Source organism: Schaalia hyovaginalis (assembly GCF_014208035.1).
Classification (GTDB): Bacteria; Actinomycetota; Actinomycetes; order Actinomycetales; family Actinomycetaceae; genus Pauljensenia; species Pauljensenia hyovaginalis.
Map to the genome: position 1 here is coordinate 1,793,006 of NZ_JACHMK010000001.1, position 25,678 is coordinate 1,818,683.

Sequence of the window (25,678 nt, forward strand, 5' to 3'; positions counted from 1 at the left end):
ACGTCTTCGTCCATGTAGTATTTTTATAGTACCGAATACGTCATACGTTTCAAGAAGGAGGAAAGTCCCATAGATCACAGACCCCTATGATTGGCGCAGAAGCCTCAACAAAAGGAGCTCAACGTGTCCCCCTCGCTCCACAGTGATGTTTTCGAGGCGCTCGGACGCCGGATCGCCGCAGGCGATCTGCCGATCGGCGGCGCGCTCACACTCGAATGGATCCAGACGGAGTTCGGGGTCTCACGCAGCATCGCCCGCGAGTGCGTGAAGTCGCTCGAATCCATGGGGCTCGTCGAATCCCGCAGACGCGCAGGGATCCTGATCCGCCCCGCGTCCGAGTGGGATGCGCTCTCACCGACCCTGATCCGCTGGCAGCTCGATGCCGATCCACGAGGGCCCAAACTCGGCGCCCTCAACGAGATGCGCGCCGCCATCGAACCGGTCGCAGCGGCCGCGGCCGCGCGCCGGGCCACCGAGGGCGAACGCACCCGGATCCTCGAACTCGCCGCACGATTGCGGGCCGAGGGCGCGAAGGACGACCTCACCGATTTTCTCGCCACCGACATCGAGCTTCATTCGGCAATCCTCGCCGCAAGCCACAACGACACCTTCTACGCGCTGAGGGAGCTCGTCGCCGAGGTCCTGGCCGGGCGCACGCGCCTCGGTCTCTACCCCGCCCACCCCGAGCCGATCGCCCTCGACCTCCACGACGAGGTCGCGCGCGCCATCGCCACCGGTTCCTCCGAAGCAGCCGAACACGCGATGCGCGCCCTCGTCGCCGAAGTCCGCGAAGCCCTCCTCGAAAAAGGGCTGCGCGGGTTCCTCACCACGGACTGACCCCTCACCCCAGCATCGATGCCCCGGTGAGGAGTCCGCCGCCCGCGCATCGCGGCGGCGGACGGAAAGGCAAGACATGACCACCGCACCGAACCGCCTCCCCCGCGCCGACATCGGCGTTTACGGACTCGGCGTCATGGGGACGAGCCTCGCCCGCAACCTGGCCCATCACGGCCACGAGGTCGCCCTCTTCAACTACACGCCCGATCTCACGGAGCGCTTCGTCAACGACTACTCCCACGAGGGGCTCTTCCATCCCGCTCGGGACATCGAAGGCTTCACTGCCTCCCTCAAGACCCCGAGGGTCGTTCTCGTGATGGTCCCCGCCGGCACCGCGACGGAATCCGTCGTCAACCAGCTCAGATCCGTCCTCTCCCCCGGCGACATCATCATTGACGGGGGCAACGCCTTCTATCCCGACACGATCCGCCGCGAGAAGGCTTTACGGACTGAAGGGATCCACTTCGTCGGGATGGGGGTGTCCGGAGGGGAGGAGGGCGCCCTGGAGGGGCCTTCGCTCATGCCCGGAGGAGCCGACGAGTCCTACACGCGGATCGGCCCCCTCCTCGAAGACATCGCCGCCCAAGTCGACGGCCGCCCCTGCTGCGCGCACGTCGGCCCCGACGGAGCCGGGCACTTCGTCAAGATGGTGCACAACGGCATCGAATACGCCGACATGCAGGTGATCGCCGAGGCATACGATCTCCTCCGTCGTATCGGAGGCCTCAGCATCGATGAGATCGCCGAAGTCTTCCGAAGCTGGAGGCGCACCGAACTCGACTCCTACCTCATCGACATCACCGCCGAGGTCTTGGATCAGGTCGATTCGAGGACCGGCCGCCCCCTCATCGACGTCATCGTCGATCAAGCCGGTCAGAAAGGCACCGGCGTCTGGTCCTCGCAAACCGCGCTCGACCACGGCGTCCCGGTGCCAGCGATCGCCGAAGCGACCTTCGCCCGCTCCGCCTCCTCGGCGATCGCCCAGCGCACCGCCCTTCGCAATGCGAACATCACCCCGGGAACCGCCGAACGGACTCCCGCCAGCCGTGCGGCCTTTGTCGAATCCGTGCGCATGGCCCTGTACGGCGCCAAGATCGCCGCCTACGCTCAGGGCTTCCATGAGATCGCCACGGCCTCCGAACTCAACGGCTGGAACATCAACCTCGCACAGATCGCGAGGATCTGGCGGGGAGGCTGCATCATTCGCGCCCGCTTCCTCGACGACATCGCCTCCGCATACGAGGACGAACCCGCCTTGCCCTCTCTGCTCACCGCTCCCGCATTCGCCTCGGCGCTTGAGAAGGCACTCCCCGCATGGCGCAGGCTCGCCGCCGACGCGATTCTCGCGGGCGTGCCCGCCCCCGTGTTCGCCTCAGGTCTGGCCTACATCGATTCGTTGAGGTCCGAGCGCCTTCCGGCTGCCCTCATTCAGGGGCAGCGCGATTTCTTCGGCGCGCACGGCTACCGGCGCATCGACGACCCCGGCACGACCCACCACGTCCTGTGGGCTGAAGAAGGGCGCCCCGAAGTCCGTCAAAAGTGACCCCCTCGGCGCCCGGGCGGGGCGCTCCCCTTATTCGAGCGGAACGCTCCGCCCTCGCACCACCTGCGCGAGGCGCGCGCGGGGGACATCGGCGACCTCCCGCACCGCGCGAAGGAACTCAGCGTGCGCAAGACGCGCCTCGGCCTCGTCCTCAGCGGTGAAGCGCAAGGTGACGCGCGCCTGCCCGGCCTCGATCCCGATGTCGAAGGATTCCAGACGCCGCACCCGCCGCGCCGCGGTCTCGACCTCCTGCGGAGCGCGACCGGGATGGAGCGTCGAGACCGTGAGGATCGTCCGGAAGGAGGGCATGGGGGAAGTGTAGGCATCCGCGAGCGGGCCGGCGCGCCCGCACCGCACAAAAGGAGGAGGAAGCGCGCCGAAGTCCACCCCTTGGGGTCTTCAGACGAGCATCGGGCTCGACGATCCTTGTACTCGCAATACGACTCGACGAGAGGAGCCTCACATGAGCATGAACACTCCCCCGCAAGCACCCCGGGCGCCGCAGGGCTCTCAGGCGAAGTCCCGGATGGTCGCCGCCATTCTGACCTTCTTCCTCGGCCAGATCGGCGTCGGCGACTTCTACCTCGGATACATCCCCCAGGCGATCACGAAGATCGGCCTGACCGTCGTCGCCTACGGCTCCGCTTGGTGGTCCTCCGCCTTGGCCGTCAAGGCGCTGGAAACCGGCTCCGGAAGCTGGGCGATCGGTGCGCTCATCGCGCTTTCGGTGATCGCGTTCATCGCGCTGGGCATCCTCATCCTCATCGCGTTCATCCAGATCCTCACGAGGAAGGGCCGTTACGCGACCGATGCGCAGGGGGTCCCGCTCGTCTAAGCGGCCATATCCCCGGGGGCGCGGGCCCGATGACCGGCGCGCCCGCCGCAAGACGAGCCCTGCGGATGTGAAGCGGCCCCGCACCCTGTTTCCTCGGGTGCGGGGCCGTTTCTCGTTTGGATAAAGGAAACCAGCCTATCGACATGGCTTCATTGGAGGGACGGGTGTGTTATGCCGGACTTGACCTGGCCTCCACCACCGATATCACCGCACTGGTGCTGGTGTTTCCACCCCGGGATGAGACCGAGGCGTACGTGGTGGTGTCGTACTTCCGGATTCCCGAAGACAACATTGAGCTACGGGTCAACCGCGACCACGTCCCGTATGACCAGTGGGCCAGGGAAGGACTACTGCACACCACCGAAGGCAACGTGGTCCACTACGCCGCAATCGAGCAGTTTATTGAGGAACTCGGTACCCGCTTCGATATCCGGGAGATCGCCTACGACCGGTGGGGTGCGGTCCAAATGTCGCAGAACCTCGAAGGCCTGGGCTTTACCGTCGTGCCTTCGGGCAAGGCTTCAAAGACATGAGCCCACCGTCCAAGGAGCTGATGAAGCTCGCCCTGGAAGGCAAGATTCAGCACGGTGGCAACAAGGTGCTGGCATGGATGGTGGATAACATCCACATCCGCACCGGTCCTGCCGGCAACATCAAACCCGACAAGCAAAAGAGCACCGAGAAGATCGATGGCGTCGTCGCACTCATCATGGCCCTGGACCGGGCCATCAGGAACGGCAATACCCAGCCTGCGCACTCGGTTTACGACGAGCGGGGACTACTCGTGCTGTGATGGATGCCCTGGGTGTTGTGGGAGTACAGATGGGATTCGTGAGTTCGATGCGATCCATGCGGCTGCTGTGGGGTCAATGCTCGAGGCGACCATGTCGATGGCTGTCAGGTAGCCGCATAGCCTTTGGATGTCACTTGCATTATCGGAGTCGCTGATCAGGGGTTCTTGGTGCGAGGCTCGATTTCGTACGAAGCGGATGAGTTCGACGTTTGCCTCAAAGCGCTTGCGGGAGTGTCCGGGATAGTGCGGCATTCCACCGTTATCCGGGTTGATCAGGGCTTTCCAGATTGTGGCTTCCAAGCGGGGGATGAGCAGGAAACGCCAGTTGTCCAGTGATAGGCCTGCGACGATCTGGTCTGGTTCTGGCTCGTGTCCCGCCTCCCTGATGCGGGTGACGACTTTGTCGACGTTCCGACGAAAAGCGCCTAATCGCGGGTATTTGTCCGATTCCCACCACATCCTGATACCGGTATCTGCCGTAAGCCTGGAATCAATGAAGTTTCGTAGGAGGACTTCAACATGTCCAATATCTTCCAAGAACGCTTTCGATATGCGCGTGTTCCATACGTATCGGGCCACAGGATCGACGCCGCCGTAGCGGCGCATGCGCGAAGCCGAGAACCACTGTTCCAGGTCCTCTTGCGTGACTTGGGCGGCATCGTGGTAGTCTTGAGAGCGATAGGCCCCGGGAAGGTCAATGCCGCGAAACATCGGTACACCCCCGGGGTCAGCGGTTTTCTTACCCTCTTCGCGACCATCCATCAAGGCGCATCCACCCGTCCTCGTCACTGGTTTTTCCCTATTCTCTCAAGGATGGGAGGGCGATCCAAATGACACTCTGGTCAAGACTTCGACGCCGAACCCCATCCAACACGCAGCTCTCATCCGGCTACTCGTTCCTGTTCGGCCCCATTTCGGCTGGGCGGGCGGTCAATGAGCGCACCGCCATGCAGATGACCGCTGTCTATTCGTGTGTGAGGATTTTGGCTGAGACGATCGCTGGCCTGCCCCTGCACGTCTACCAGACCCGCTCCGATGGTGGGAAGGGAGAAGGCGGTCACCCATCCGCTTTACCGGTTGTTGCATGATGAGCCGAACCCGGAAATGACGAGCTTCGTGTTCCGGGAAACGCTCATGCCCCACCTGCTCTTGTGGGGTAACGCCTATGCGCCGGTAATCCGTAACGGCCGCGGTGAGGTCATCGGCCTCTACCCCTTGATGCCGAACCGCATGAGCGTGGGTCGCGATAGTGCGGGCCAGCTCTATTACGAGTACCAGCGCACCACCGAGGAACCACCTGCTGCCCAGTACGAGAAGGTGGTGCTCCCACCCTCGGAGGTACTGCATATTCCGGGGTTGGGGTTTGACGGGTTGGTTGGGTATTCCCCGATTGCGATGGCGAAAAACGCGATCGGCATGGCGCAAGCCTGCGAAGACTACGGCGCTAGCTTCTTCGCTAATGGTGCAGCGCCCGGTGGCGTGTTGGAGCACCCGGGCACGATCAAAGACCCCCTCGAGGGTGCGTGAATCGTGGACCGCGACGTTTGGTGGGGCGCGAAACGGCAACAAGATCGCCGTGTTGGAAGAGGGCATGAAATACACGCCGATTTCGGTGTCTCCGGAGCAGGCACAGTTTCTGCAGACCCGTAAATTCCAGATGGGTGAGATCGCCCGGATTTTCCGTATCCCACCGCACATGATCGGTGACCTCGACAAATCCAGCTTCTCGAACATTGAGCAACAATCCCTGGAGTTCGTGAAATACACGCTGGATCCGTGGGTGATCCGGTGGGAGCAAGCCTTGACCAAGACCCTGCTCGACCCCAGAGACACCGGCGTGTTTGTGAAGTTTAACCTCGAAGGTCTCCTGCGGGGCGACTACGCCTCGCGCATGCAGGGCTACGCGGTTGCCCGCCAAAACGGGTGGATGAGCGCGAACGACATCAGAGAGCTGGAAAACCTCGACCGCATCAAACCCGAGGACGGCGGAGACCTCTACCTGGTCAACGGCAACATGCTGCCGCTCTCCCTTGCCGGCGCATACGCCACCACCCAGCAGCAACCATCGACAACGTCTGAGGAGAACAGGCATGACAATCGGACTGCCAGCACAACACCTCGCCAGAGAGGCGGCACCCTATGAGCGTTAAGCGTTTCTGGAACTGGGAGCAGCCCCCACACCCGCCCGGTGAGCATGACGCCCACCGGGTTTTGTGTATCGGCGGGGTCATCGCTGCGGATTCCTGGTTCGATGATGACGTCACCCCAGGTATTTTCCGCACCGAACTAGAAGCCGGATCAGGCCCCATCCAAGTCTGGATCAACTCCCCGGGTGCCTGATGGAACGCCGCAAGCGCGCCGAGTCCGCCCTGATCACGGTGGTGGCTGACTGCTACCTCGCCGGCGTCAGTACTCGCCGCATGGACAAGCTGGTCAAGACCCTGGGCATCGACAGACTCTCGAAGTCCCAGGTCTTCCGGATGGCCACCGACCTCGACGAACACGTCGAGCAGTTCCGCCACCGGCCCCTGGGTGATGCCGGGCCGTTCACCTTCATCTCCGCAGACGCGTTGACCATGAAGGTCCGCGAGGGCGGCCGGGTGGTCAACTCGGTCGTGATGCTCGCGACCGGTGTCAACGCCGACGGTCACCGCGAAGTCCTAGGGATGCGTGTCGCCACCGCCGAGACCGGACCGGCCTGGAACGAGTTCTTCGCCGACCTGGTCGCCCGCGGCCTGACAGGGGTCCGCCTGGTCACCTCCAACGCCCACACTGGACTCATGGAAGCGGTCGCGGCGAACCTGCCTGGAGCGTCCTGGCAGCGTTGTCGCACCCACTACAGCGCGAACCTGATGGCCATCACCCCGAAGAGCCTTTGGCCAGCGGTCAAGGCAATGCTGCACTCGGTCCACGACCAGCCCGACGCCGGCGCCGTCCAGGCCCAGTTCGACCGGCTGCTGGACGACACCGCCGACAAGCTTCCCGAGGTCACACAGCACCTCGATGTCGCGCGGGCCGACATCCTCGCCCTTCACGCAGTTCCCCGTCGGGGTCTGGCAGCAGATCTGGTCGAACAACCCCACCGAACGGTTGAACCGGCAGATCCGGCGCCGCACCGACAGCGTCGGGATCTTGCCCAACAGGGCCGCCATTGTCCGGCTCGTCGGCGCTGTCCTGGCCGAACAGACCGATGAATGGGCCGAAGGACGCCGCTACCTCGGCCCCGAAATCCTCGCCAAGAGCCGCCTCAGCCTCATCACCAACCAACCCGAACAGGAGACCACCATGCCCGCCCTCGCCCGCTGACCCCGACCCCGCGATCACGAGCAGTTACACCACCTGCCGGAACTTGACCGGCGAGCAACCGCGGCAGCACACATGCGGCGGGCCAGAGCAACGTTGGCTTCCACGTCTCCGGAATATGGTGAGCAGATGTAGGCCAAGGGGCGGTATCCGAACTGGGCGCGCTGCTCCCGTTTGAGTACTTCGAACACGGTCGGGTCTGGGCAGCCTGAGGCATTCAGGCGCGGAATCTTGGCCTCAGTGGGGATCATTCGGCCATCTCACGCTCGACGACGGGCAGTAGACCACACTGATGCTTCAAGGTCTCGTAAATGAAGAGCCGACCCTTCTGAGTCCAGCACAGGTGGGTGCTGGTTTTGCCGGTTTCCTCGTCGTAAACGAAGGTCTTGGACTGGGCCAAGCCGGATTCAGCATGTTCTGCGTAGAGGTACCAGCGGCCCGACCGCTTGAAACTGCACGCCGAGCTCATGGAGCAGCTGGTTGAGCTTGCGGGCTGATAATCTATAGTCCTTGGCGATCTCGGTGGTGGTCAGCAGGCTTTCTGACTGCAGCACCATGTCGTAGTAGTTGACTTTAGGGCGGGCTTCGAGCAGCAGCTGAGCCTGTTGGTAGTTGTCTGCGAGGAGTTTCTCGCTGCGTTCTTTTTCGTCGATGTAGACCTGCAGCATGGCCATGATGACGCGCGGGTTGGTGCGGGTGTCCTCGATCAGGTGGTCAGTGGCATACATGCCGTGTTTGCGGATCGATGGGAGCACTTCGGCTACCACCCACTTCTCGAACTGCTGAGCTGCTGGCAGGTGGGAGGAGAAGATCAACCGATACAGGTCAGCTTCGGTGATGAAGCTGAATTCTTGTGTACCGCCGGGGGTTTCAAGGGGGTACCGTTTCGTTACCCCCTTGCAGTGATCCTTGATCGCCTTATTCGTGTTGGCATATCCCAGCGCCGTGGCGGCATCCTTGGCGCAGATATAGATGGTCTCGCCGTCGACGATGGTGCGTAGGTACCCGAAGTTGGGGTGGGTGAACAACAGTTCCAAATCGGTGCTCATGTCGAGCTGCCTTCCTGAGAGGCTCCCAATGGCGATACACCGTGCACCGCTCTCTTTTCCTCTCAGGCCCTAGGCGGCGAGCCACCCGGTTTGATAACCCCCAGCCGAAAGAACGGCTATCGAGGCTTTCGGGTTATAGGACGAAAGGGGGTCCGGACAGTTTCTTGGAGATTTTTAGGAGACTGTGATGAAGGTTGTTTACACTGATGAGCAGCGTCGGGAGGCGATGGCGTCGCCCCATCGGGGGATGGCACCGTTGGCGGCGTGCTCGCGTGAGGCCTGGTGCCAGGCGTCTTCGATCTGGGCGTCGGTTGGCATGGTTTTGAGGATCTGAGCCGCTGGCAAGGGGATGCTCGGTGTGCATGTAGCACCACCAGAAAACCGCCTTGATCCGCCGACTCAACCGCATGCCCCGGTGATCGCGCAGCACCTGACGCAAGGGCGCGTTCGTGGCCCCTTCGATCCGGTTGTTCATCGCCGGCATCGCCCGCCCCCAGGTTGGATCCACGAACGTGAAGAGCACACCCCGACTAGCAAGTCGGTTCAAGCCGTTACGGGCCTTGACGAGGCGGGCGTGCGTGTACTCCCACCCACCGCCAGGCGTGGGGGTCTTCTCGGCGAGGAACGCCTCCCAGCGCACGCACCACGCCTGATACTCGCTCACCCATGCCTCAGCTTGCCCCAGATCGCAGATACGAATGAGCCGCTTGCCCAGGGCGTACAGCTCCTTGGACGCGGCAAGCTTCGGGCGGGTCGTCGTCGCCCGCGTGATCTGCCGAACACATGGAAGGTGCACCGCTGCACCCGCGTCTGCGGCCAGACGTTCTTGCGCGCCTTCTCGAACCCGCTGCCCCCATCGGTGACCACCAGCCCCGGCGGCGCGATCCTCTCCATGAGAGCCGCCCACGCCCGAGAGTTCTCACTGCGCGCCACATGACCTGCCCAGCACGTGCTCCTCACTGCAGGCGATCAACACGACCGCTTTACGGCCCAAGTAAATCCCGTCGACGAACACGACCTCATGGACCTCATCGATGAGCGGCGCCAAGGGCCACACTTCCCACAACTCCCTGGATCGGCGGCGAAACGACCTGCCACCACCAGGCATGTCCGCCTGACGCCGACCACTGAGCAGCCACGCCACAAACTCTTCGAGGTGCTTCGCTGAGGCGTCGATCCGGCCGACCTGGCTGATGTTGCACGGCCTGCACCGCCACCGTTGAGCTCCCGAGGAGGAATGGCCGTGACGGGTCATGACGCGCCCACACGACGGGCATTTCGGAGTGTTCACCCCTCACACGATGAAACACCCAACTTCAACACCGACTTTCCCGCACCACACAGCCGAAAAGCCCCATCAAACCAACACGTTTTGTCCTTTAACCCCCGCACGCACGGTTCCAACACACCGAAAACCGCACCAGAACAGCAAAAACGCCACTCCGGATACGTCCCGGAAAACCCGAGAATCTTTGTATCCAGAGTGACGTGCAAATGGAGCGGACGACGGGAATCGAACCCGCGTGATCTGCTTGGAAGGCAGAGGCTCTACCATTGAGCTACGTCCGCGTCGCACTCGAAAGCGCGCAGGAACGATAGTAGCGGCAAGCGGTTCCGATTGCGAATCCACGTCCGTTGACCAGTATGATTCCCTCGTCGGCGACCCCGATGCCGGGGTGTGGCGCAGCTTGGTAGCGCGCCTGCTTTGGGAGCAGGATGTCGCAGGTTCAAATCCTGTCACCCCGACCACGAGAAAACGGCCTGATTGCAACGAAAAGTTGCAATCAGGCCGTTCTTCACCTCCCTCAATACGGGGCCCTGCGCCCATCTCTATAGCCAATCGGACGCGCGATCACGTGCCCAGAAGACGCGGGGCCGCCTTTTCAAGCGGGGCCGACGGGCAGCGCTTCTCAGGCGAAGACGCCCTCGATCCTGGCGCAGAGCTCCGGGGTGAGGCGGTCGAGGACTTCGAGCGCGCCGAGGTTCTCCTCGAGCTGGGCGACCGAGGAGGCCCCGAGGATCACGGAGGACACCTTCGGGTTCGACGCGGTCCAGGCGAGCGCCAGCTTCGCGGGGCTCGTCTCGGCCTCCCGCGCGATTGCGACGAAGGCGCGAACCTTCTCGATGAGCGCGGCATCGCTCGCCTGCTTGGTGATGAAGCCGTAGCCGGAGAGGGATGCGCGCGAGCCCTCGGGGATCCCGTCGACGTACTTGCCGGTGAGGATGCCGGAGGCGAGCGGGCTCCACGTCGTCAGGCCGATGCCGAGGTCCTCGTAGAGGCGAGCGTACTCGACTTCGACGCGGGCGCGATGGATGAGGTTGTACTGGGGCTGCTCGACGACGGGCTTGCGGAGGTTGCGCTTATCGGCGATCTCCCAAGCCGCCCGGATCTCCTCCGCGCTCCATTCCGAGGTCCCCCAGTACAGGGCCTTGCCGGAGGCGACGATGTCGCTCATCGCGTACACGGTCTCCTCGATCGGGGTCTCGGGGTCGGGCCGGTGGCAGTAGAGGAGGTCGACGAAGTCGAGGCCGAGCCGTTCGAGCGAGGCATCGATCGCCTGCATGAGGTACTTGCGGTTGAGCGTGTTCTTCATGTTGACGACGCCCTCGTGGATGCCCCAGAAGAGCTTCGTCGAGATGACGTACTCGTGCCGCTTCCAGCCGAGGTCGCGGATGGCCCGGCCCATGATCGTCTCCGATTGGCCGTCGGAGTAGACCTCGGCGTTGTCGAAGAAGTTGACGCCGGCCTCGAAGGCGGCGGCCATCTGCTCCTTGGCGAGTCCGGTGTCGACCTGGCGGCCGAAGGTCACCCAGGAGCCGAAGCCGAACTGGGAGACCTTGAGGCCGGCGGTGCCGAGTCGCTTGTAGCGCATGGGCGACAATGAATTTGTCATGCTTCGATCCTAATTGCTTCGCCCCGCCGGGGCGAGCAGGCCAGGCGAATCAATGCGCGACGTCGACGCCCGCCCGCGAACGGGCCTCGGCCGCAGCGTCCTCCGTCGGCCGCATCGCCAGATAAGCGGCCGCGACGAAAAGCGCCCCGCCGACGATGTTGCCCGCGCCGACCAGCGCGAGGTTACGGGCCATAGCGCCCAGGGTCGCGCCCTCGACGCCGTGCATGATCCCGAGGGAGAAGGTCGTCATGTTCGCGACGACGTGCTCGAACCCCGAGCCGACGAAGGCCGCCAGGCACCACGCCATCGCGATGATCTTCGTCATCTCGCTCGAGGAGCGCGTCACGATCCAGATGGCCAGGCACACGAGGATGTTGCACAGGATCCCGCGGAAGAACAGCTCCCCCGCGGCGTAATGCCCCTTGCCCTCGATCATGAGGGCGAGCATCCGCCCGGCCCCGGTCCCCTCCTTCGCAATGCCCGAGCCGAAGACCAGGCCCGCGAAGACGACGGAGCCCACCAGGTTGCCGCCGAGCATCGCGAAGAGGACGCCTGCGCCCTTGACCCAGGTGATCGTCCTCTTCGCCGCGCCGATGGTGAAGGTCATCATCGCGCTCGTCGCCAGCTCTCCCCCGGCGAAAACGCAGAGGATCAGGCCGATCCCGAAGACCGCGCCGCCGATGAGGGGCGCCCAGGGACTGTGCTCCGCCTTCAGGGGGCCCGCCGCCGCCATCATGAACACGTCGGCGATGCCGATGAAGGCCCCGCCGAGCATCGAGGACACGAGGAAGGCCCAGGGCTTGGCCGCGCCGCCCGTCCGGGTCACGGCGTAGACGGATTGATAGTCGAGGTTCTCGCTGATGGTGAGCATGGTGAAATCTTCACCGATGCGCCCCGCCGCACTCCACTCGCGTTGTCTTCCTCACGTCCTGGACGGCCGGGCGCGCCCTCGTCAACATCCCTTCACGAGGGCGGGACTGCGGACGACGGCGGCACAGGCCCCTCAGCGGCCCGGACCGTCCAAGGCGCCATCGCGGAGCTCGGCGCCCTCGAGCGCGAGGGCCAGGTGATGCCCCGTCAGAGAACGGGAGCAGGATGCGAGATCCGCGGGCCTGCCCTCGAAGACGATCCGACCGCCCTGCGTCCCCGCTCCCGGACCGAGGTCGATCACCCAATCGGCTCGGGCGATCACGGCCGGATCGTGTTCGACCAGGATCACGGAGCGGCCCTCATCGACGATCCGGTCGAAGACATCGACGAGGGCGTCGACATCGGCAGGGTGCAGGCCCGTCGTCGGCTCATCGAGAACGAGGATCGGCGCATCGGAGCCGAGGGCGACGGCGAGCTTGAGCCGCTGACGCTCGCCTCCCGACAAGGTGGACAGGGGCTGGCCGATCCCCAAGTACCCGAGACCGACCGCGGCGATGCCTTCGGCGAGCCTCGCGGCCGCAGCGACCCTCGATTCCTTGCGCGCGAAGAACTCGGCCGCCCGGGCGGCCGAGAGGTCGAGGACGTCGGCGATCGACAGGCCGCCGAGACGGTATTCGAGGACCGCGGCGTCGAAGCGGCGCCCCTGACAGGCGTCGCAGGTTGCGGACACGGACTCCATGAAACCGAGCTCCGTGGTGATGACGCCCAGGCCCTTGCACTGCGGGCACGCGCCCTCGGAATTCGCGGAGAACAGGGCGGGCTTGACACCGTGGGCCTTGGCGAAGGCCTTGCGGATCGGCTCGAGCATCCCCGTCCACGTCGCCGCATTCGAGCGCGCCGAGCCCTTGATCGCCTCCTGGGTGATGACCGTGGCATCAGCCCCCTTGGGAAGGGAGCCCGGGATGAGCGAGGACTTGCCCGAGCCCGCGACCCCGGTGACTGCGACGAGCATCCCCAGGGGCACATCGACGCTGACTCCGTCCAGGTTGTGCGTGCGCGCCCCCTCGATCCGCAGCGCGCCTCCGGGCTCGCGCAGCGCCGCAGCCCCTTTCAGGCGTGCGGGCACGGCGAGGTGGGCGCCGGTCTTCGTCCCCGATGCCGCCAATCCCGCGACATCGCCCTCGTAGACGACCCGCCCGCCCGAAGCGCCCGCGCCCGGCCCCATGTCGACGACGTGGTCCGCGATCGCGATGGTGGCCGGGTCGTGCTCGATGATGAGGACCGTGTTCCCCTGATCGCGCAGCCCCTTGAGCAGAGTGTTCATCCGCGCGACGTCATGGGGGTGGAGGCCGGTGGTCGGTTCGTCGAAGACGTAGGTGAGGTCGGACAGGGACGAGCCCATCTGCCGGACGAGCCGGACGCGCTGGGATTCCCCGCCGGACAGGGACCCGGTCGAGCGCGAGAGGCTGAGATATCCGAGCCCGATCGTCACCATCGCGTCCAGGGCCGTGCCGAGGCGCGCGAGGAGCGGGCCCGCCTCGGGGATGTCGAGCGAAGCGACCCAGGCCGCGAGGTCGCTCACCTGCATCGCCGAGGCGTCCGCGATGGACAGGCCCCCGATTCTCGAGGTGCGCGCCCCCTCGGACAGGCGGGTCCCCGCGCATTCGGGGCAGGTCTGGAAGGTCGCGAGCCGATCGACGAAGGCCCGCATGTGCGGCTGCAAGGACTCCGGGTCCTTCGACAGGAGTGACTGACGGACCCTGGGGACCAGTCCCATGTAGGTCATATTGATCTCGGCGACGCGGACCTTCTTTCCCTCGGCGTAGAGGAGGTCCTCGAGCTGGCGGTTCGTGAAGCCCGCGATCGGCTGATCCGCGGGGAACAGGCCCGATTCCGCGTACTGACGGACCGACCAGCCGCCGACCTTGAAACCCGGGATGAGGATCGCGCCCTCATTGATCGACAGCGTCTTGTCGTACAGGGCCGCAAGGTCGATATCGGAGACGGAACCGCGCCCCTCGCACCTCGGGCACATCCCTCCCGTGATCGAGAAGGACGCCCGGCTCACGACTTCGCGTCCGCCCTTGACCTCTTTGATCGCGCCCGCGCCCGACACCGAGGGGACGTTGAAGGAATAGGCCTTGGGCCCGCCGATCCTCGGCTCGGCGGCCCGTGAGAAGAGGACGCGGAGCATCGCATCGACATCGGTCGCCGTCCCGACGGTCGAACGCGGGTTGGCGCCCATCGGCTCCTGGTCGAGCTCGATCGTCGCCGTGATGCCCGTGAGCGAGTCGACGTCCGGGCTGGGCGGTGTGTCGAGCATCCCCTGGATGAAGGCCGTGTGGGTCGCGTTGAGCTGACGGGTCGCTTCGGCCGCGATCGTGTCGTGCACGAGCGAGGACTTACCCGAGCCGGACACCCCGGTGAAGACGGTGAGCCTGTGTTTGGGGATGTCGAGGTCGACGCTCTTGAGGTTGTTCTCGCGGGCGCCGCGCACGCGGATGAAGCCGGATCCGGCCGTGTCAGTCATGTGGAACATTCAAGCACGAGGGCGGGGCCGCGCCGTCGGCGCGGATGGCGCGAAAAGGGTGAGAAAACCCCGAAGCTCATCGCTCCGGGGATCTCGGGGTGGCTGACGGGACTCGAACCCGCGACGTCCTGGACCACAACCAGGTGCTCTACCAACTGAACTACAGCCACCATCATTGCGCGTCGCGCAACGAAGGGAACTGTAGCAAAGATCAGGCGCGGGAGAAAATCGTCGGCGCGCTTCCGACGGTGGCGCGCGCCACCTTCCGAGCGCGGGCGAGCGCCCTTGCGATCATGCCCAGCCGAGTTCGTGCAATTCCTCGTCGTCGATCCCGAAGTAGTGGGCGACCTCGTGGAAGACGGTGGTCCTCACCTCGTCTGCGACCTCCTCCTCGGTCTCGCAGATCGCGAGGGTCGGATTGACGAAGATGAGGATCCGATCGGGCAGGACGCCCGCGTAGTCGCCGCGTTCGGTCAGGGCGACGCCGTCGTAGAGCCCGAGAAGATCGGGCTCCATGTCCTCGCCGGGCTCGTCCTCGACGATGAAGACGACGTTGTCGAGACGCGCCCAGAACTCCTCGGGGATCTCATCGAGGGCGTCGGCGACGAGCTCCTCGAAGGCCTCGCGGCTCATCTCAACGCTCATCGCGCCTCACCCGTCCTTCGAAGGCCCGCACACGCGGAGCGGATCACCAGTGCGCGCGCACCGCGATCGCGTCGGCGAAGTTGCCGAGCGCATCCGGGGTCGCGCCGAGGTAGAGATCCGCATCCACCAAGGACACCTCCATGACGAGGAAGGAGCCCCTGCCGTCGGGGACGATGTCGACCCTGTTGAAGAGGAACTGCTCATCGCGGCCGAGGCGCTCGCGCACGTAGGCGTGGAGGACCTGTCGGATCTTCTCCCCCCACTGCCAGGCGACCGTATCGGCGGGCTCTGCCGTGACGACCGCTTCATGCATGGTCGCCTCGGTCACCGACGCCGGGTGGAGGACCGCCCGCTTCTCGACGGCATGGGAGACGAGGCCGTTGAAGAACACGAGGGAGATCTCGCCGTGAGTGTCGATCTCCTCGACGTAGCGCTGGAGCATGACCGCGCGCCCCTCATCGAGGAGGTTCCTCACCTGGGTGATCGCGGCCTGGCGCTGCTGGGTCGACACGGTCGTGTAGCGGCCGATGTCGCGCACGCCGGAGGAGACCGCGGGCTTGACGATGAACTCGCCCGATGCGGGGAAGCGCGTGTGGATCTGATGCTTCGAGAGCTTCTGCTCCGGCTCCAGCCAGATCGTCGGAATCGTCGGCAGCCCGCGCTTGGCGAGGGAGCGCAAGTAGGTCTTGTGCGAATTCCATTCGAGGATATCGGGGTGGTTCAAGATCCTGGGGACCCGCTTCGACCATTCGAGGAAGGCGTCGCGCTGGAGCGGGTAATCGGACACGGAACGCACGACCACCATCCCGGCCTGCGCCCAATCGACCTCCGGGTCGTTCCAGACCTTGATCTGCGGATCGCAGCCGCGCTCGGCGAGCGCATCGAGAATCCCCTCCTCACCGCGGTACAGGTGCGGCATTGCGGATGAGGTTACGAGGGTGACCTTCGGCTTCATCGTCATGAGGAACACGATACCGCGATCAGGGCGGGCATGGGCCCTCCGGCCCATGCCCGGAAGCGTTCAGCGAAGACCGGGCGGCCGCAGCAGCGCTTCTTCAAGGAGCACGTCGATGAGCCTCGTGTAGTCGAGGCCCGCTGCGCCCCACATCTGCGGGAACATTGAAACCGGCGTGAAGCCCGGCAGGGTGTTGACCTCGTTGATGATGATCCGGGACGAATCCTCGTCGTAGAAGAAGTCGACTCTGGCCAGGCCCTCGCACTCCAGAGCCTCGAAGGCCCTCGCGGCCGTCTCCCGGATCAGCGCCTCGTGCTCGGGCCGCACCCTGGCGGGGCACACCAGGCCGATCGCCTCGGTGTCGACGTACTTGAGCTCGTAGTCGTAGAACTCGCCCTCGGGGAGCTCGATCTCCCCGAGAGGCGCTGTCCGGGGATGCGACGACGAGGACCCGAGGACGCCGCACTCGATCTCGCGGCCCGGAAGCATCGCCTCGACGATCACACGGGGATCGTGATTCTGCGCCTCCTTCATCGCGACCGCGAGTTCGGCCTCGTCCTCGACCTTGGAAATGCCGATCGACGAACCCGCGCGGCACGGCTTGACGAACACCGGGTAGCCGAGGGCGCCGATCCGCTCGGTCACCGCCGTGGGATCCTCCTCCCACTCCACACGGGTCACGAGCTCCCACGAGCCCACATCGATGCCCGCGGCCGCGAGGACCGTCTTCGTGAGGTGCTTGTCCATGGAGATCGCGCTCGCGGTCACGCCGCAACCGACATAGGGCACATTCGCCATCTCGAAGAGGCCCTGGATCGTCCCGTCCTCGCCGTAGGGGCCGTGCAGCAGCGGCAGGACGACGTCGACCCTCCCCAGATCCTCCACCTCGCGGACACTCGCCTCACCGGAAGCGGGATCGCCCTCGTAGGAGACGTTGAACAGAGCCCCGCCGGAGGCGAGGATGACGCGCGAATCGCCCGCCGTCACCGACTGGCCGTGACCATCGCGGAATTCGAGAGCGGAGGGATCATCCGCGACGCGGACCCATTCGCCGTCGCGCGTGATGCCCACGGGAACGACATCCCATTTGCTTCGATCAATGGCCTTCAGGATCCCCGCCGTCGTCGCGCACGAAACCTCGTGCTCGCTCGAACGGCCACCGAAGACGATGAGGACGCGGCGCGTGGAAGTCGATGTCATGGGGAAAAGAGTAGACCCCTCGGGCGCCCCGGCCGGGCCTCGCGCCCCGCGCGCCCGCCCTCAGACCAGGTCGATCCTCCACCCGTCCCTCTTCTGCGGCCTGTCCAGGAGCATCCGCCCCATCTCCTCGATCGTCGCGCCGTCGCGGATCACGGAGACCACCGCACCGGTGATCGGCATCTCCACGCCGAGCTCCCCGGCGACCTGGAGGATCGGTTCAGCCGAATGAGCGCCCTCGACGACGCCCGGTGAAAGGGAGAGCGCCTCGGCGACGCTCATCCCCGAGCCCACCCTGTGCCCGAAGGAGAAGTTGCGCGACAGGCGCGAGGAGCAGGTGGCCATGAGGTCGCCGATGCCGGCCAATCCCGCGAAGGTCTCCGGATCGGCCCCCATCGCCGTGCCCAGGCGCGTCATCTCGGCCAAACCGCGCGTCACGAGGGTCGCACGCGTGTTGTGCCCCAGACCCATGCCCTCCGCCGCGCCGATCGCGACCGCGATGACGTTCTTCGTGGCGCCCGCCAGCTCGCATCCCACGACATCCGCCGAGACGTAGGGGCGGAAGTAGTCCGTCCGGCAGGCCTTCGCGATAGCGACCGCGAGCTCCGGGTCCTTCGACGCGACCACCGTCGCAGTCGGATTGTGCTCGGCGATCTCGCGCGACAGGTTCGGCCCCGACAGGACCGCGATCCGCGCGGGATCCACTCCGGCGGCATCCGCGATGATCTCATCGACCCTCAGCCGCGTCTCGAACTCCAACCCCTTCGCCAGCGACAAGATGACCGCGCCCTCGTCGATGAAGTCCCGACAGGCCCCAAGAGTCGAGCGGATCGCCCGCACCGGAACGGCGACGACGACGAGATCAGCGCCTTCGACCGCCTCCCGCAAGGACGTCGACGCGCAGATCACGTCCGACAGTTCGATCCCGGGCAGGTAGGTCGGATTCTCACCGGAGTTGATGAAGTCGCAGATCGTCTCCTTGCGGCCCCACATATGCACGCGAACGCGCGCATCGGCGAGGACCTGGGCGAAAGTCGTTCCCCAGGCCCCCGTTCCCAGGACTGCCGCGCGTGAGAAGGAACGTTCAGCACTCATGTGTGAGAGCCTACTCGTAAGCGATGAGATCCACCCCACAAGGAGTCCGAGATGTTCCACCTCCGGCGCAGCGCAGCGCTTCTCGCCCTCGTCCCCCTCGGGCTCCTCGCGGCGTGCACGGGCTCCGGGGCGGACGCCCCCGACGCCCCCGCCCCCTCGAGCGCCCAATCCGCCCCGAAGGGCAAGGACGCTCCCCGGAGCACCGACAGCGGGCAGTCCGCAGCCTCCCCGTCGGGCGCGGAGACCTCGGGAGCGAAGGACGCCGCTCCCCTGACCCCCATCAACGGTGACGCCTGGGTGAACGCCCTCGATCCGCTCGCCCCCCGGACGACCGACGCCCCCATGGTCTTCACCGATCTGCGCGGCGGCGAGCACCCCGCCTTCTACCGGGTCGTCGTCGAATTCAGCGGCGAAGGACGCCCCGGCTATTTCCAGAACTGGCCGGACACCCCCGTCGAACAGGGCCGAGGGCAGGCGCTCGGCGTCGCAGGCTCGGCATTCCTCGAATTCATGGTGAACGGCACGTCCATGCCCATCGGCGCCGAACTCGCAGGCCTCGAATACACGGGCCCCGACACCCTTGCGATCGGCCCCCTCGAAGTGCGCGAAGACGGCACCTTCGAAGACACCACGCACATCGTCATCGGCATGGACCGGGCGCGCGAATTCCAAGTCGGTTTCTTGGACGATCCGGTGCGGATGGTCATCGACATCAAGAAATAGGTGTCGAGGAGCAAGACCCCTTCAACGTCGCCGAGGCGCCGTCACTCGCCGCGACGGCGCCCCCTGCGGGCCGCCTTCTTCTCCTTGCGGGCGCGCTCCTTGAGCTCGGCCTCCCACCAGGGGCCGGTCCGAGTGCCCGCCCGCCAGATCGTTTCAGGAGCCGGAAGCCCGCGAAGCCCCTCCACACCGGTGGTCACCTCACGGTGCATGCGCGACACGGCCTGCGCAACCGCCTCGCGATCCTGCGATCCGGCCTGCGTCCTCAGGTCCGAAAGATCGAGGGCCGGACGGAAGGCGTACCGCACCCGGCGGCCCGGACGCAGATCGATGCCGGGCTCGTAACGGTCCATGATGTCCTGCGGGCCCCACTGGGCGACGGGCACGATCGGCGCCCCCGTGTCCAGGGCGAGCCGCGCGGCGCCGGTCTTGAAGGACATGGGCCACATGTCCGGCTCCTGGGTGAGCGTGCCCTCGGGCATGATGACGATGACCTCCCCGCGGGCGAGCGCCTCCTTCGCCGCGTCCAAGGAGCGCGCGGCATCGCCCTCGCGGTCGACGGGGATCAGTCCCATCGCCGAGATGATGGAGCCGAAGACCGGCACTTCGAACAGCGACTTCTTCGCGAGGAAGCGCACCGGCAGATCCCTCTTCATGAAGAACCAGCACACGCACAGGGGGTCCACCTCGGACAGGTGGTTGAACACCAGGATGGCCGGACCGCGTTCGGGGATGTTCTCCTCCCCCGTGGCCTCGATGCGCACCCACGGCGTCATGATCGGGCGCAGGACCGCGCGCGCGAAGCGGTACATGCCGTGCAATGAGGAGCTCATGGTTTCGGAGTCTAGCCGCGCCTTCAGAGGAGGACGTCAACGACGTGCGGCGCACGCGTCGTCGTGAAGGGCACCTCGGCGACACGATCGCCGTCGGCCATGGCGACCAGGCCGACCGGCTCGAGCACCTCGACGGTGTCGGCGGTCTCCACGGCGATCTCCTCGTGGCCGCGCGAACGCCCCGCCACGACGGTGACGAGGGCGGAGACGACGGTGCGCAGGGGAACCGTCCCGACGTGGCAGACCTCCATGAGCCCGTCGTGAAGATCGGACTGAGGGACCAGGTGGATGCCGCCGCCGATCCGGCCCGAGTTGGAGATCGACGCGAGCCAGCCGGTGAGATCCCGGTCCTCGCCGTCGATGCGGGCCTTGACCGGCACGGGCCTGAAAGAGGCGAGCGCCGCGAAGGCTCCGTAGCCGTAGGCCAGGGGCCCGCTCGTCAAGAAGGACTCGTTGGCCAGGACATTCGCCCTCGCATCGATGCCCATGGACACGACCCCGAGGACCAGGGTGCGCCCTTCGGCGCCTTTTTCCCTCACCCACATGCCGTCGAGCGGCTTCGTGCGCTGCGCGATCAGGAGATCCGTCTCGTCGGTCGACAAGCCCAATTCCGCCAAGGACCTGGCCCTGGCGAGGGGATCCGCACCGATGCCCAGAGCCCGGCACAGGTCATTGCCCCTCCCGCCCGGGATCGGGGCGAACAGGGAGGCGGACTCGTGGCAGCCGCGCGCGATCGCGGAGATGAAGCCGTCCCCGCCGAGGCCTGCGATGACATCGGCCCGCGCTTGCCCCGCGAGCGCCGAAGGATCGTCGGACTGCGTCGTCAGCGTGACCGACACGCGCCAGCCGCCCGCGCGAAGCGCGCGCACGACCGAGGGCCCGACCGACACGGAGCGCCCGCCCGCCGACATCGAGGAGACGAACAGGTGGATCGAACGCGCGCCCTTGCGCGCCGCGGGCGCGGAGGTCATGCGTCGACGTACTCGACCCGGGCGTCGAGCTGGTGGAGTTTCGTGGTGAAGTGCTCGTAGCCGCGCGAGATGACGTCGATACCGGACACTGTCGACGTGCCCTCCGCGGCCAGGGCGGCGATGAGGTGCGAGAAGCCGCCCCGAAGATCGGGGACTTCGATGTCGGCGGCGCGAAGCGGAGTCGGCCCGGAGATGGCGGCCGAGTGGAAGAAGTTCCTCTCGCCGAAGCGGCAGGGGGTCCCGCCGAGGCATTCGCGGTACACCTGGATGTTCGCCCCCATCTTCCGCAGCGCCTTCGTGAAGCCGAAGCGGTTCTCGTACACGGTCTCATGCACGATCGACAGGCCCTGCGCCTGGGTGAGCGCCACGACGAGCGGCTGCTGCCAGTCCGTCATGAAACCGGGATGCACCGCGGTTTCGAGGGCGATCGAACTGAGTTCACCGCCCGGGTGGTAGAAGCGGATGCCGTCGTCCTCGATGTCGAAGGCGCCGCCGACCTTCCGGAAGGTGTTGAGGAAGGTCGTCATATCGGGCTGATGGGCCCCCAGGACCCGGATGTCCCCGCCGGTCGCCAGGGCCGCGGCCCCCCACGAGGCCGCTTCGATCCTGTCGGGGAGGGCCGTGTGGCGATAGCCGTGAAGGACGGGGACCCCCTCGATCCGGATCGTCCGATCCGTGTTCACCGAGATGATCGCGCCCATCTTCTGGAGCACGTTGATGAGGTCCATGATCTCGGGTTCGACCGCCGCGCCCTTCAAGGTGGTGACGCCCTCGGCCATGACGGCGGTGAGCAGGGTCTGCTCGGTCGCCCCGACGGAGGGGAAGGGCAGATCGATGACGGCGCCGTGAAGACCTTCAAGCGGCTTCGTGATGTGGATGCCGTCGCTCCGCTTGTCGACGACCGCACCGAAGCGGCGCAGGGTGTCGAGGTGGAAGTCGATCGGACGGCCGCCGATGTTGCATCCTCCGAGTTCGGGGATGAAGGCCTCGCCGATCTGGTGCAGGAGCGGACCGCAGAAGAGGATCGGGATCCTCGAGGCCCCGCCGAGGGAATCGATGTCCGTGCGCGATGCGACCGTCACGTTCCTCGGGTCCAAGGACATGACGCCGGTCCGCTGGTCGAACTCGACCGCGACGCCGTGCAGGGACAGCAGGTCGGAGACGACGTCGACGTCCCGGATCAGGGGGACGTTCGACAGCTGCGAGGGCCCGTCGCCCAGCAGCGAGGCGACCATGGCCTTCGGCACGAAGTTCTTCGCGCCCCTCACCGTGATGGTTCCCTGAAGCGGATGACCGCCTTCGACTCGAAGCACGGAGTGCATAGGGTGTGTCTCCTCGGTCGACTGTCGCGCTGGACGCGAAGGTACGGGCCGGTAGTCTCATCGGCCCACTGGGCTCAACTGTAGGGCAAGGCGCGCCGCCCTCGCGGAGCAAGGAGAGTCTTGTCCCCCACAGGCGAGAGCGGCGCGTGACGTGCGGAGCGCGATGATTCAGCGAATCGAAGGGGCGGGGAGCGCCGCCGGACGGGCGGGCGTCACCTCTTCCTTCGGAAGGTGCTTCGCGGGCAGGGTCTTGGGCTTGAAGGAGGGGCGCTTCGCCTCGTACTCGGCGATGGCGTCCTCTTCGCGAAGGGTGAGCGCGATGTCGTCGAGGCCCTCCATGAGCGTCCAGCGGACGTAGTCGTCGATCTGGAAGGAGCAGGTCACCGGCCCTGCGCTCACGGTCTTCGTCTCGAGACAGACCGTGACCTCCGTGCCCGGATCATTCTCGAGCACCTTCCACAGCTGCTCGCAGTCCTCCTGGGAGATGACGCCCGCGACGAGTCCCTGCTTGCCCGCGTTGCCGCGGAAGATGTCGGCGAACTTCGGGGCGAGGACGACGCGGAAGCCGTAGTCCTTGAGCGCCCATACGGCGTGCTCGCGCGAGGAGCCCGTACCGAAGTCGGGACCGGCCACGAGCACGGAGCCCGCACGATAGGCGTCCTGGTTGAGGATGAATTCGGGATCGTTCCTCCATGCGGCGAAGAGCGCGTCCTCGAAGCCCGTGCGCGTGATCCGCTTGAGGTAGACGGCGGGAATGATCTGGTCGGTGTCGACGTTCGAACGACGAAGCGGAACGCCGACGCCGGTGTGGGTCGTGAACTTCTCCATGATGTGCTCCTTTGTCGTCGTCTCAGAGATCGGCCGGGCTCGACAGCGTGCCGCGCACGGCGGTGGCCGCGGCGACGAGCGGGGAGACGAGGTGCGTGCGCCCGCCCTTGCCCTGACGGCCTTCGAAGTTCCGGTTCGAGGTCGAAGCGGAGCGCTCCCCCTCGGCGAGCTTGTCGGGGTTCATGGCCAGGCACATCGAGCAGCCCGCATTGCGCCATTCGGCGCCGAATTCGGTGAAGATCGCGTCAAGGCCCTCGGCCTCGGCCTGGATGCGCACGCGGGCTGAGCCGGGCACGACGAGCATCCGCACCGAGTCCGCCTTCTTGCGCCCCTTGACGACTGCCGCCGCTGCGCGCAGGTCCTCGATCCGCCCGTTCGTGCACGATCCGAGGAAGACGGTGTCGACCTTGATGTCGCGCATCGGGGTCCCGGCCTCGAGTCCCATGTACTCCAGGGCCCTTTCGGCGGCGAAGCGCTGGGTCTCGTCGGCGATGCCCTCAGGGTCGGGGACGACTGCGGAGAGGGGGACGCCCTGCCCGGGGTTCGTGCCCCAGGTGACGAAGGGCTCGATGTCGGCCGCTTCGAGGACCACCTCCGCGTCGAAGACGGCGTCCTCATCGGAGCGCAGGGAGGTCCAGTACTCGACCGCGCGCTCCCAGTCCTCGCCCTCGGGGGCGTGGGGCCGCCCCTTGATGTACTCGAAGGTCGTCTCATCGGGGGCGACCATTCCGGCGCGGGCGCCGGCCTCGATCGACATGTTGCAGATCGTCATGCGGCCCTCCATGGAGAGCTCGCGGATGGCCCGGCCCCGGTATTCCAGGACGTAGCCCTGGCCGCCGCCGGTGCCGATCTTCGCGATGACGGCGAGGATGATGTCCTTCGCGCTCGAGCCCTCCGGCAGGGATCCGTTGACGGTGATCGCCATCGTCTTGAAGGGGGCGAGTGGCAGCGTCTGGGTGGCGAGGACGTGCTCGACCTGGCTGGTGCCGATGCCGAAGGCGAGAGCGCCGAAGGCCCCGTGGGTCGAGGTGTGCGAATCGCCGCAGACGATCGTCATGCCGGGCTGCGTGAGGCCGAGCTGAGGGCCGACGACGTGGACGATGCCCTGGTCGGCGTCGCCGAGGGAGTGGAGGCGGATCCCGAATTCCTCGGCGTTGGAGCGGAGGGTCTGGATCTGGGTGCGGCTCGTCTCGTCGGCGATCGGCAGGTCGATGTCGAGGGTCGGGGTGTTGTGATCCTCGGTCGCGATCGTGAGCTCCGGGCGGCGAACGCGCCGACCGGCGAGTCGAAGGCCCTCGAAAGCCTGGGGGCTCGTCACCTCATGAACGAGGTGGAGGTCGATGTAGAGGAGGTCGGGAGCGCCGCCCTCGCCCTTCTTCACGATGTGGTCGCGCCACACCTTCTCGGCCATCGTGCCGGTCATGGTTCCTCCCTTGCGATGCGAGGGCTGCGTCGCACCTGTCATGCCCTCTTCCACGACCATCGTCGATCGTTCCACAATGCGAGGACTTGCAGTCTCACTGACTGAGATGGCACACTTTTGAGGCATGGAGGACTCGACATCTAGCGGAGTCGGCGTATTGGACAAGGCGGCGCTGGTTCTCGGCGCCCTCGAGGCCGGTCCCGCCACCTTGGCCCAACTCGTCTCGACGACCGGTCTGGCTCGTCCCACGGCGCACCGCCTCGCGGTTGCCCTCGAGTATCACCGCATGGTCGCCCGCGACATGCAGGGCCGTTTCGTCCTCGGCCCCCGCCTTCAGGAGCTCGCGTCGTCCGCCGGCGAGGACAGGCTCCTCGCCGCCTCGATGCCCGTCCTTCAGGCCCTTCGCGATCACACGAAGGAATCCTCCCAGCTCTTCCGCCGGCAGGGCGACTACCGCGTGTGCGTCGCCGCTTCGGAACGGGAGATGGGCCTTCGCGACTCGATCCCGGTCGGCGCCGCCTTGTCGATGTCGGCGGGTTCGGCCGCACAGGTCCTCCTCGCCTGGGAGGAGCCCGATCGTCTGCACCGGGGGCTTTACGGAGCCTCCTTCAATGCGACGATGCTCTCCCAGGTGCGTCGGCGCGGCTGGGCCCAATCCGTCGGTGAGCGCGAACCCGGCGTCGCCTCCGTGTCGGCCCCCGTCCGCGGCCCCTCGGGCCGCGTCCTCGCCGCCTTGTCGATCTCCGGACCGATCGAGCGCATGGGCCGCCAGCCCGGCCGCCAGCACGGCCCCTCGGTGGTCGCCGCCGCCAATCGCCTCTCGGACTTCCTGCGCAGCGTCGAGGACGTCGAGCTCTGAGGCGTCTCGGAATGACGCCTCGGGATGGGGCGGGACTCTCGGAGACGGACCCGTTCCGCTCAGAGATGGACCCGCTCCGCTCCGGGCTCGTTCGCGCTTGAGCGCCCCTGCTCTGTTCTGGGCGACAAGTCGGACACGCCGTCTTGCGGCCCCGGCAACAACCCGCACACACCCCC

General features: G+C 66.1%; 22 protein-coding genes, 3 tRNA genes and 4 pseudogenes. 9 read left to right on the forward strand and 20 right to left on the reverse strand.

Annotated elements, in window-relative coordinates:
- Window positions 1-123: 123 nt before the first annotated feature.
- Window positions 124-837: a FadR/GntR family transcriptional regulator gene (locus HD592_RS07880; protein ID WP_184453138.1), complete on the forward strand. Its 714-nt coding sequence runs from the start codon at window positions 124-126 to the stop codon at window positions 835-837.
- Between the two features lie 76 nt (window positions 838-913).
- Window positions 914-2,380, forward strand: a complete 1,467-nt coding sequence (gene gndA, locus HD592_RS07885) for an NADP-dependent phosphogluconate dehydrogenase (RefSeq protein ID WP_184453140.1) — start codon at window positions 914-916, stop codon at window positions 2,378-2,380.
- 30 nt (window positions 2,381-2,410) lie between these two features.
- Here gndA and HD592_RS07890 read toward each other — a convergent pair whose 3' ends face one another.
- Complete coding sequence (locus HD592_RS07890) at window positions 2,411-2,689, reverse strand: FMN-dependent dehydrogenase (protein ID WP_184453142.1); 279 nt, start codon at window positions 2,687-2,689, stop codon at window positions 2,411-2,413.
- Window positions 2,690-2,843: 154 nt separating this feature from the next.
- On the opposite strand from HD592_RS07890, the gene HD592_RS07895 reads away from it, so the two are divergent.
- Entirely contained in the window at window positions 2,844-3,215 is a 372-nt protein-coding gene (locus HD592_RS07895) for an NINE protein (RefSeq protein ID WP_246430002.1), read from the forward strand.
- Between the two features lie 140 nt (window positions 3,216-3,355).
- Window positions 3,356-4,008: pseudogene (locus tag HD592_RS12480) on the forward strand (terminase TerL endonuclease subunit); the annotation flags it as partial.
- Here the strand turns inward: HD592_RS12480 and HD592_RS07905 are convergent.
- Window positions 3,994-4,770, reverse strand: coding sequence for a hypothetical protein (locus HD592_RS07905; protein WP_184453144.1), 777 nt, complete (start codon window positions 4,768-4,770; stop codon window positions 3,994-3,996). The pseudogene HD592_RS12480 and the gene HD592_RS07905 sit on opposite strands and share 15 nt — an antisense overlap.
- Window positions 4,771-5,043: 273 nt before the next feature.
- Between HD592_RS07905 and HD592_RS07910 the strand changes: the two are divergent.
- Together HD592_RS07910 and HD592_RS07915 are read left to right on the forward strand one after the other, a co-directional pair.
- Window positions 5,044-6,151: pseudogene (locus HD592_RS07910) on the forward strand (phage portal protein).
- A gap of 184 nt (window positions 6,152-6,335) precedes the next feature.
- Window positions 6,336-7,314 (forward strand): annotated as a pseudogene (locus HD592_RS07915) (IS256 family transposase); the annotation flags it as partial.
- Window positions 7,315-7,328: 14 nt separating this feature from the next.
- On the opposite strand, the gene HD592_RS12740 reads toward HD592_RS07915, so the two are convergent.
- The 5 genes and pseudogenes from HD592_RS12740 to HD592_RS07930 form a co-directional block, all read right to left on the reverse strand.
- Entirely contained in the window at window positions 7,329-7,562 is a 234-nt protein-coding gene (locus HD592_RS12740) for a DUF7768 domain-containing protein (RefSeq protein ID WP_484592953.1), read from the reverse strand.
- Window positions 7,559-7,780, reverse strand: coding sequence for a phage antirepressor KilAC domain-containing protein (locus HD592_RS12485; RefSeq protein WP_343058773.1), 222 nt, complete (start codon window positions 7,778-7,780; stop codon window positions 7,559-7,561). The genes HD592_RS12740 and HD592_RS12485 overlap by 4 nt, the downstream gene beginning before the upstream one ends.
- The gene (locus HD592_RS07920; RefSeq protein WP_343058774.1) at window positions 7,719-8,360 is read right to left on the reverse strand and encodes a phage antirepressor; all 642 of its coding nucleotides are present in this window, start codon (window positions 8,358-8,360) and stop codon (window positions 7,719-7,721) included. Before HD592_RS07920 ends, HD592_RS12485 begins: the two co-directional genes overlap by 62 nt.
- Before the next feature lie 198 nt (window positions 8,361-8,558).
- A pseudogene (locus tag HD592_RS12640) lies at window positions 8,559-9,651 on the reverse strand (IS1249 family transposase).
- Window positions 9,652-9,855: 204 nt separating this feature from the next.
- Window positions 9,856-9,929: transfer RNA gene (locus HD592_RS07930), tRNA-Gly, on the reverse strand.
- Window positions 9,930-10,032: 103 nt separating this feature from the next.
- On the opposite strand from HD592_RS07930, the gene HD592_RS07935 reads away from it, so the two are divergent.
- Window positions 10,033-10,109: transfer RNA gene (locus tag HD592_RS07935), tRNA-Pro, on the forward strand.
- A 161-nt stretch (window positions 10,110-10,270) separates the two neighbouring features.
- Here HD592_RS07935 and HD592_RS07940 read toward each other — a convergent pair.
- From HD592_RS07940 to HD592_RS07975, 8 genes are all read right to left on the reverse strand, one after another.
- Window positions 10,271-11,254 (reverse strand): potassium channel beta subunit family protein, encoded by a 984-nt coding sequence (locus tag HD592_RS07940; RefSeq protein ID WP_221437856.1) that lies wholly within the window; start codon window positions 11,252-11,254, stop codon window positions 10,271-10,273.
- Between the two features lie 49 nt (window positions 11,255-11,303).
- Complete coding sequence (locus HD592_RS07945; protein ID WP_184453146.1) at window positions 11,304-12,125, reverse strand: formate/nitrite transporter family protein; 822 nt, start codon at window positions 12,123-12,125, stop codon at window positions 11,304-11,306.
- Between the two features lie 132 nt (window positions 12,126-12,257).
- Window positions 12,258-14,654 (reverse strand): ATP-binding cassette domain-containing protein, encoded by a 2,397-nt coding sequence (locus HD592_RS07950; protein WP_246430003.1) that lies wholly within the window; start codon window positions 14,652-14,654, stop codon window positions 12,258-12,260.
- Window positions 14,655-14,751: 97 nt separating this feature from the next.
- Window positions 14,752-14,824, reverse strand: a tRNA-His gene (locus HD592_RS07955).
- A gap of 121 nt (window positions 14,825-14,945) precedes the next feature.
- On the reverse strand, window positions 14,946-15,299 hold the full coding sequence (locus tag HD592_RS07960) for a metallopeptidase family protein (protein WP_184453150.1): 354 nt from the start codon (window positions 15,297-15,299) through the stop codon (window positions 14,946-14,948).
- Window positions 15,300-15,342: 43 nt separating this feature from the next.
- Window positions 15,343-16,260 (reverse strand): ATP-grasp domain-containing protein, encoded by a 918-nt coding sequence (locus HD592_RS07965; protein WP_184453152.1) that lies wholly within the window; start codon window positions 16,258-16,260, stop codon window positions 15,343-15,345.
- Window positions 16,261-16,320: 60 nt separating this feature from the next.
- A complete protein-coding gene (locus tag HD592_RS07970; protein WP_184453154.1) occupies window positions 16,321-17,454 on the reverse strand; it encodes a D-alanine--D-alanine ligase family protein in 1,134 nt (377 codons plus the stop codon).
- Window positions 17,455-17,514: 60 nt separating this feature from the next.
- On the reverse strand, window positions 17,515-18,546 hold the full coding sequence (locus HD592_RS07975; protein ID WP_184453156.1) for an NAD(P)H-dependent glycerol-3-phosphate dehydrogenase: 1,032 nt from the start codon (window positions 18,544-18,546) through the stop codon (window positions 17,515-17,517).
- 51 nt (window positions 18,547-18,597) lie between these two features.
- Between HD592_RS07975 and HD592_RS07980 the strand changes: the two genes are divergently transcribed.
- Entirely contained in the window at window positions 18,598-19,269 is a 672-nt protein-coding gene (locus HD592_RS07980) for an AMIN-like domain-containing (lipo)protein (RefSeq protein WP_184453158.1), read from the forward strand.
- A gap of 41 nt (window positions 19,270-19,310) precedes the next feature.
- Here HD592_RS07980 and HD592_RS07985 read toward each other — a convergent pair whose 3' ends face one another.
- The 5 genes from HD592_RS07985 to leuC all read right to left on the reverse strand — a co-directional run bounded on the left by HD592_RS07985 (window position 19,311) and on the right by leuC (window position 24,643).
- Window positions 19,311-20,099, reverse strand: coding sequence for a lysophospholipid acyltransferase family protein (locus HD592_RS07985; protein WP_184453160.1), 789 nt, complete (start codon window positions 20,097-20,099; stop codon window positions 19,311-19,313).
- A 23-nt stretch (window positions 20,100-20,122) separates the two neighbouring features.
- A complete protein-coding gene (locus HD592_RS07990; RefSeq protein ID WP_184453162.1) occupies window positions 20,123-21,070 on the reverse strand; it encodes a diacylglycerol/lipid kinase family protein in 948 nt (315 codons plus the stop codon).
- Window positions 21,067-22,392 carry a UDP-N-acetylglucosamine 1-carboxyvinyltransferase gene (gene murA / locus HD592_RS07995; protein WP_184453164.1) on the reverse strand — a complete coding sequence of 442 codons (1,326 nt, stop codon included), beginning with the start codon at window positions 22,390-22,392 and terminating at the stop codon, window positions 21,067-21,069. Before murA ends, HD592_RS07990 begins: the two co-directional genes overlap by 4 nt.
- Window positions 22,393-22,560: 168 nt before the next feature.
- A complete protein-coding gene (gene leuD / locus HD592_RS08000; protein ID WP_184453166.1) occupies window positions 22,561-23,220 on the reverse strand; it encodes a 3-isopropylmalate dehydratase small subunit in 660 nt (219 codons plus the stop codon).
- Between the two features lie 22 nt (window positions 23,221-23,242).
- Window positions 23,243-24,643 carry a 3-isopropylmalate dehydratase large subunit gene (leuC, locus tag HD592_RS08005; RefSeq protein ID WP_184453168.1) on the reverse strand — a complete coding sequence of 467 codons (1,401 nt, stop codon included), beginning with the start codon at window positions 24,641-24,643 and terminating at the stop codon, window positions 23,243-23,245.
- Window positions 24,644-24,767: 124 nt separating this feature from the next.
- Here leuC and HD592_RS08010 point away from each other — a divergent pair, with 124 nt between their 5' ends.
- Window positions 24,768-25,502: an IclR family transcriptional regulator gene (locus tag HD592_RS08010; RefSeq protein WP_184453170.1), complete on the forward strand. Its 735-nt coding sequence runs from the start codon at window positions 24,768-24,770 to the stop codon at window positions 25,500-25,502.
- Window positions 25,503-25,678: the final 176 nt, after the last annotated feature.

Coding starts and splice junctions, on each gene's coding strand:
- gndA (WP_184453140.1), top strand. CDS start 914: ATGACCACCGCACCGAACCGCCTCCCCCGCGCCGACATCGGCGTTTAC.
- HD592_RS07890 (WP_184453142.1), bottom strand. CDS start 2,689: ATGCCCTCCTTCCGGACGATCCTCACGGTCTCGACGCTCCATCCCGGT.
- HD592_RS07895 (WP_246430002.1), top strand. CDS start 2,844: ATGAGCATGAACACTCCCCCGCAAGCACCCCGGGCGCCGCAGGGCTCT.
- HD592_RS07905 (WP_184453144.1), bottom strand. CDS start 4,770: ATGGATGGTCGCGAAGAGGGTAAGAAAACCGCTGACCCCGGGGGTGTA.
- HD592_RS12740 (WP_484592953.1), bottom strand. CDS start 7,562: ATGATCCCCACTGAGGCCAAGATTCCGCGCCTGAATGCCTCAGGCTGC.
- HD592_RS12485 (WP_343058773.1), bottom strand. CDS start 7,780: ATGAGCTCGGCGTGCAGTTTCAAGCGGTCGGGCCGCTGGTACCTCTAC.
- HD592_RS07920 (WP_343058774.1), bottom strand. CDS start 8,360: ATGAGCACCGATTTGGAACTGTTGTTCACCCACCCCAACTTCGGGTAC.
- HD592_RS07940 (WP_221437856.1), bottom strand. CDS start 11,254: ATGACAAATTCATTGTCGCCCATGCGCTACAAGCGACTCGGCACCGCC.
- HD592_RS07945 (WP_184453146.1), bottom strand. CDS start 12,125: ATGCTCACCATCAGCGAGAACCTCGACTATCAATCCGTCTACGCCGTG.
- HD592_RS07950 (WP_246430003.1), bottom strand. CDS start 14,654: ATGACTGACACGGCCGGATCCGGCTTCATCCGCGTGCGCGGCGCCCGC.
- HD592_RS07960 (WP_184453150.1), bottom strand. CDS start 15,299: ATGAGCGTTGAGATGAGCCGCGAGGCCTTCGAGGAGCTCGTCGCCGAC.
- HD592_RS07965 (WP_184453152.1), bottom strand. CDS start 16,260: ATGACGATGAAGCCGAAGGTCACCCTCGTAACCTCATCCGCAATGCCG.
- HD592_RS07970 (WP_184453154.1), bottom strand. CDS start 17,454: ATGACATCGACTTCCACGCGCCGCGTCCTCATCGTCTTCGGTGGCCGT.
- HD592_RS07975 (WP_184453156.1), bottom strand. CDS start 18,546: ATGAGTGCTGAACGTTCCTTCTCACGCGCGGCAGTCCTGGGAACGGGG.
- HD592_RS07980 (WP_184453158.1), top strand. CDS start 18,598: ATGTTCCACCTCCGGCGCAGCGCAGCGCTTCTCGCCCTCGTCCCCCTC.
- HD592_RS07985 (WP_184453160.1), bottom strand. CDS start 20,099: ATGAGCTCCTCATTGCACGGCATGTACCGCTTCGCGCGCGCGGTCCTG.
- HD592_RS07990 (WP_184453162.1), bottom strand. CDS start 21,070: ATGACCTCCGCGCCCGCGGCGCGCAAGGGCGCGCGTTCGATCCACCTG.
- murA (WP_184453164.1), bottom strand. CDS start 22,392: ATGCACTCCGTGCTTCGAGTCGAAGGCGGTCATCCGCTTCAGGGAACC.
- leuD (WP_184453166.1), bottom strand. CDS start 23,220: ATGGAGAAGTTCACGACCCACACCGGCGTCGGCGTTCCGCTTCGTCGT.
- leuC (WP_184453168.1), bottom strand. CDS start 24,643: ATGACCGGCACGATGGCCGAGAAGGTGTGGCGCGACCACATCGTGAAG.
- HD592_RS08010 (WP_184453170.1), top strand. CDS start 24,768: ATGGAGGACTCGACATCTAGCGGAGTCGGCGTATTGGACAAGGCGGCG.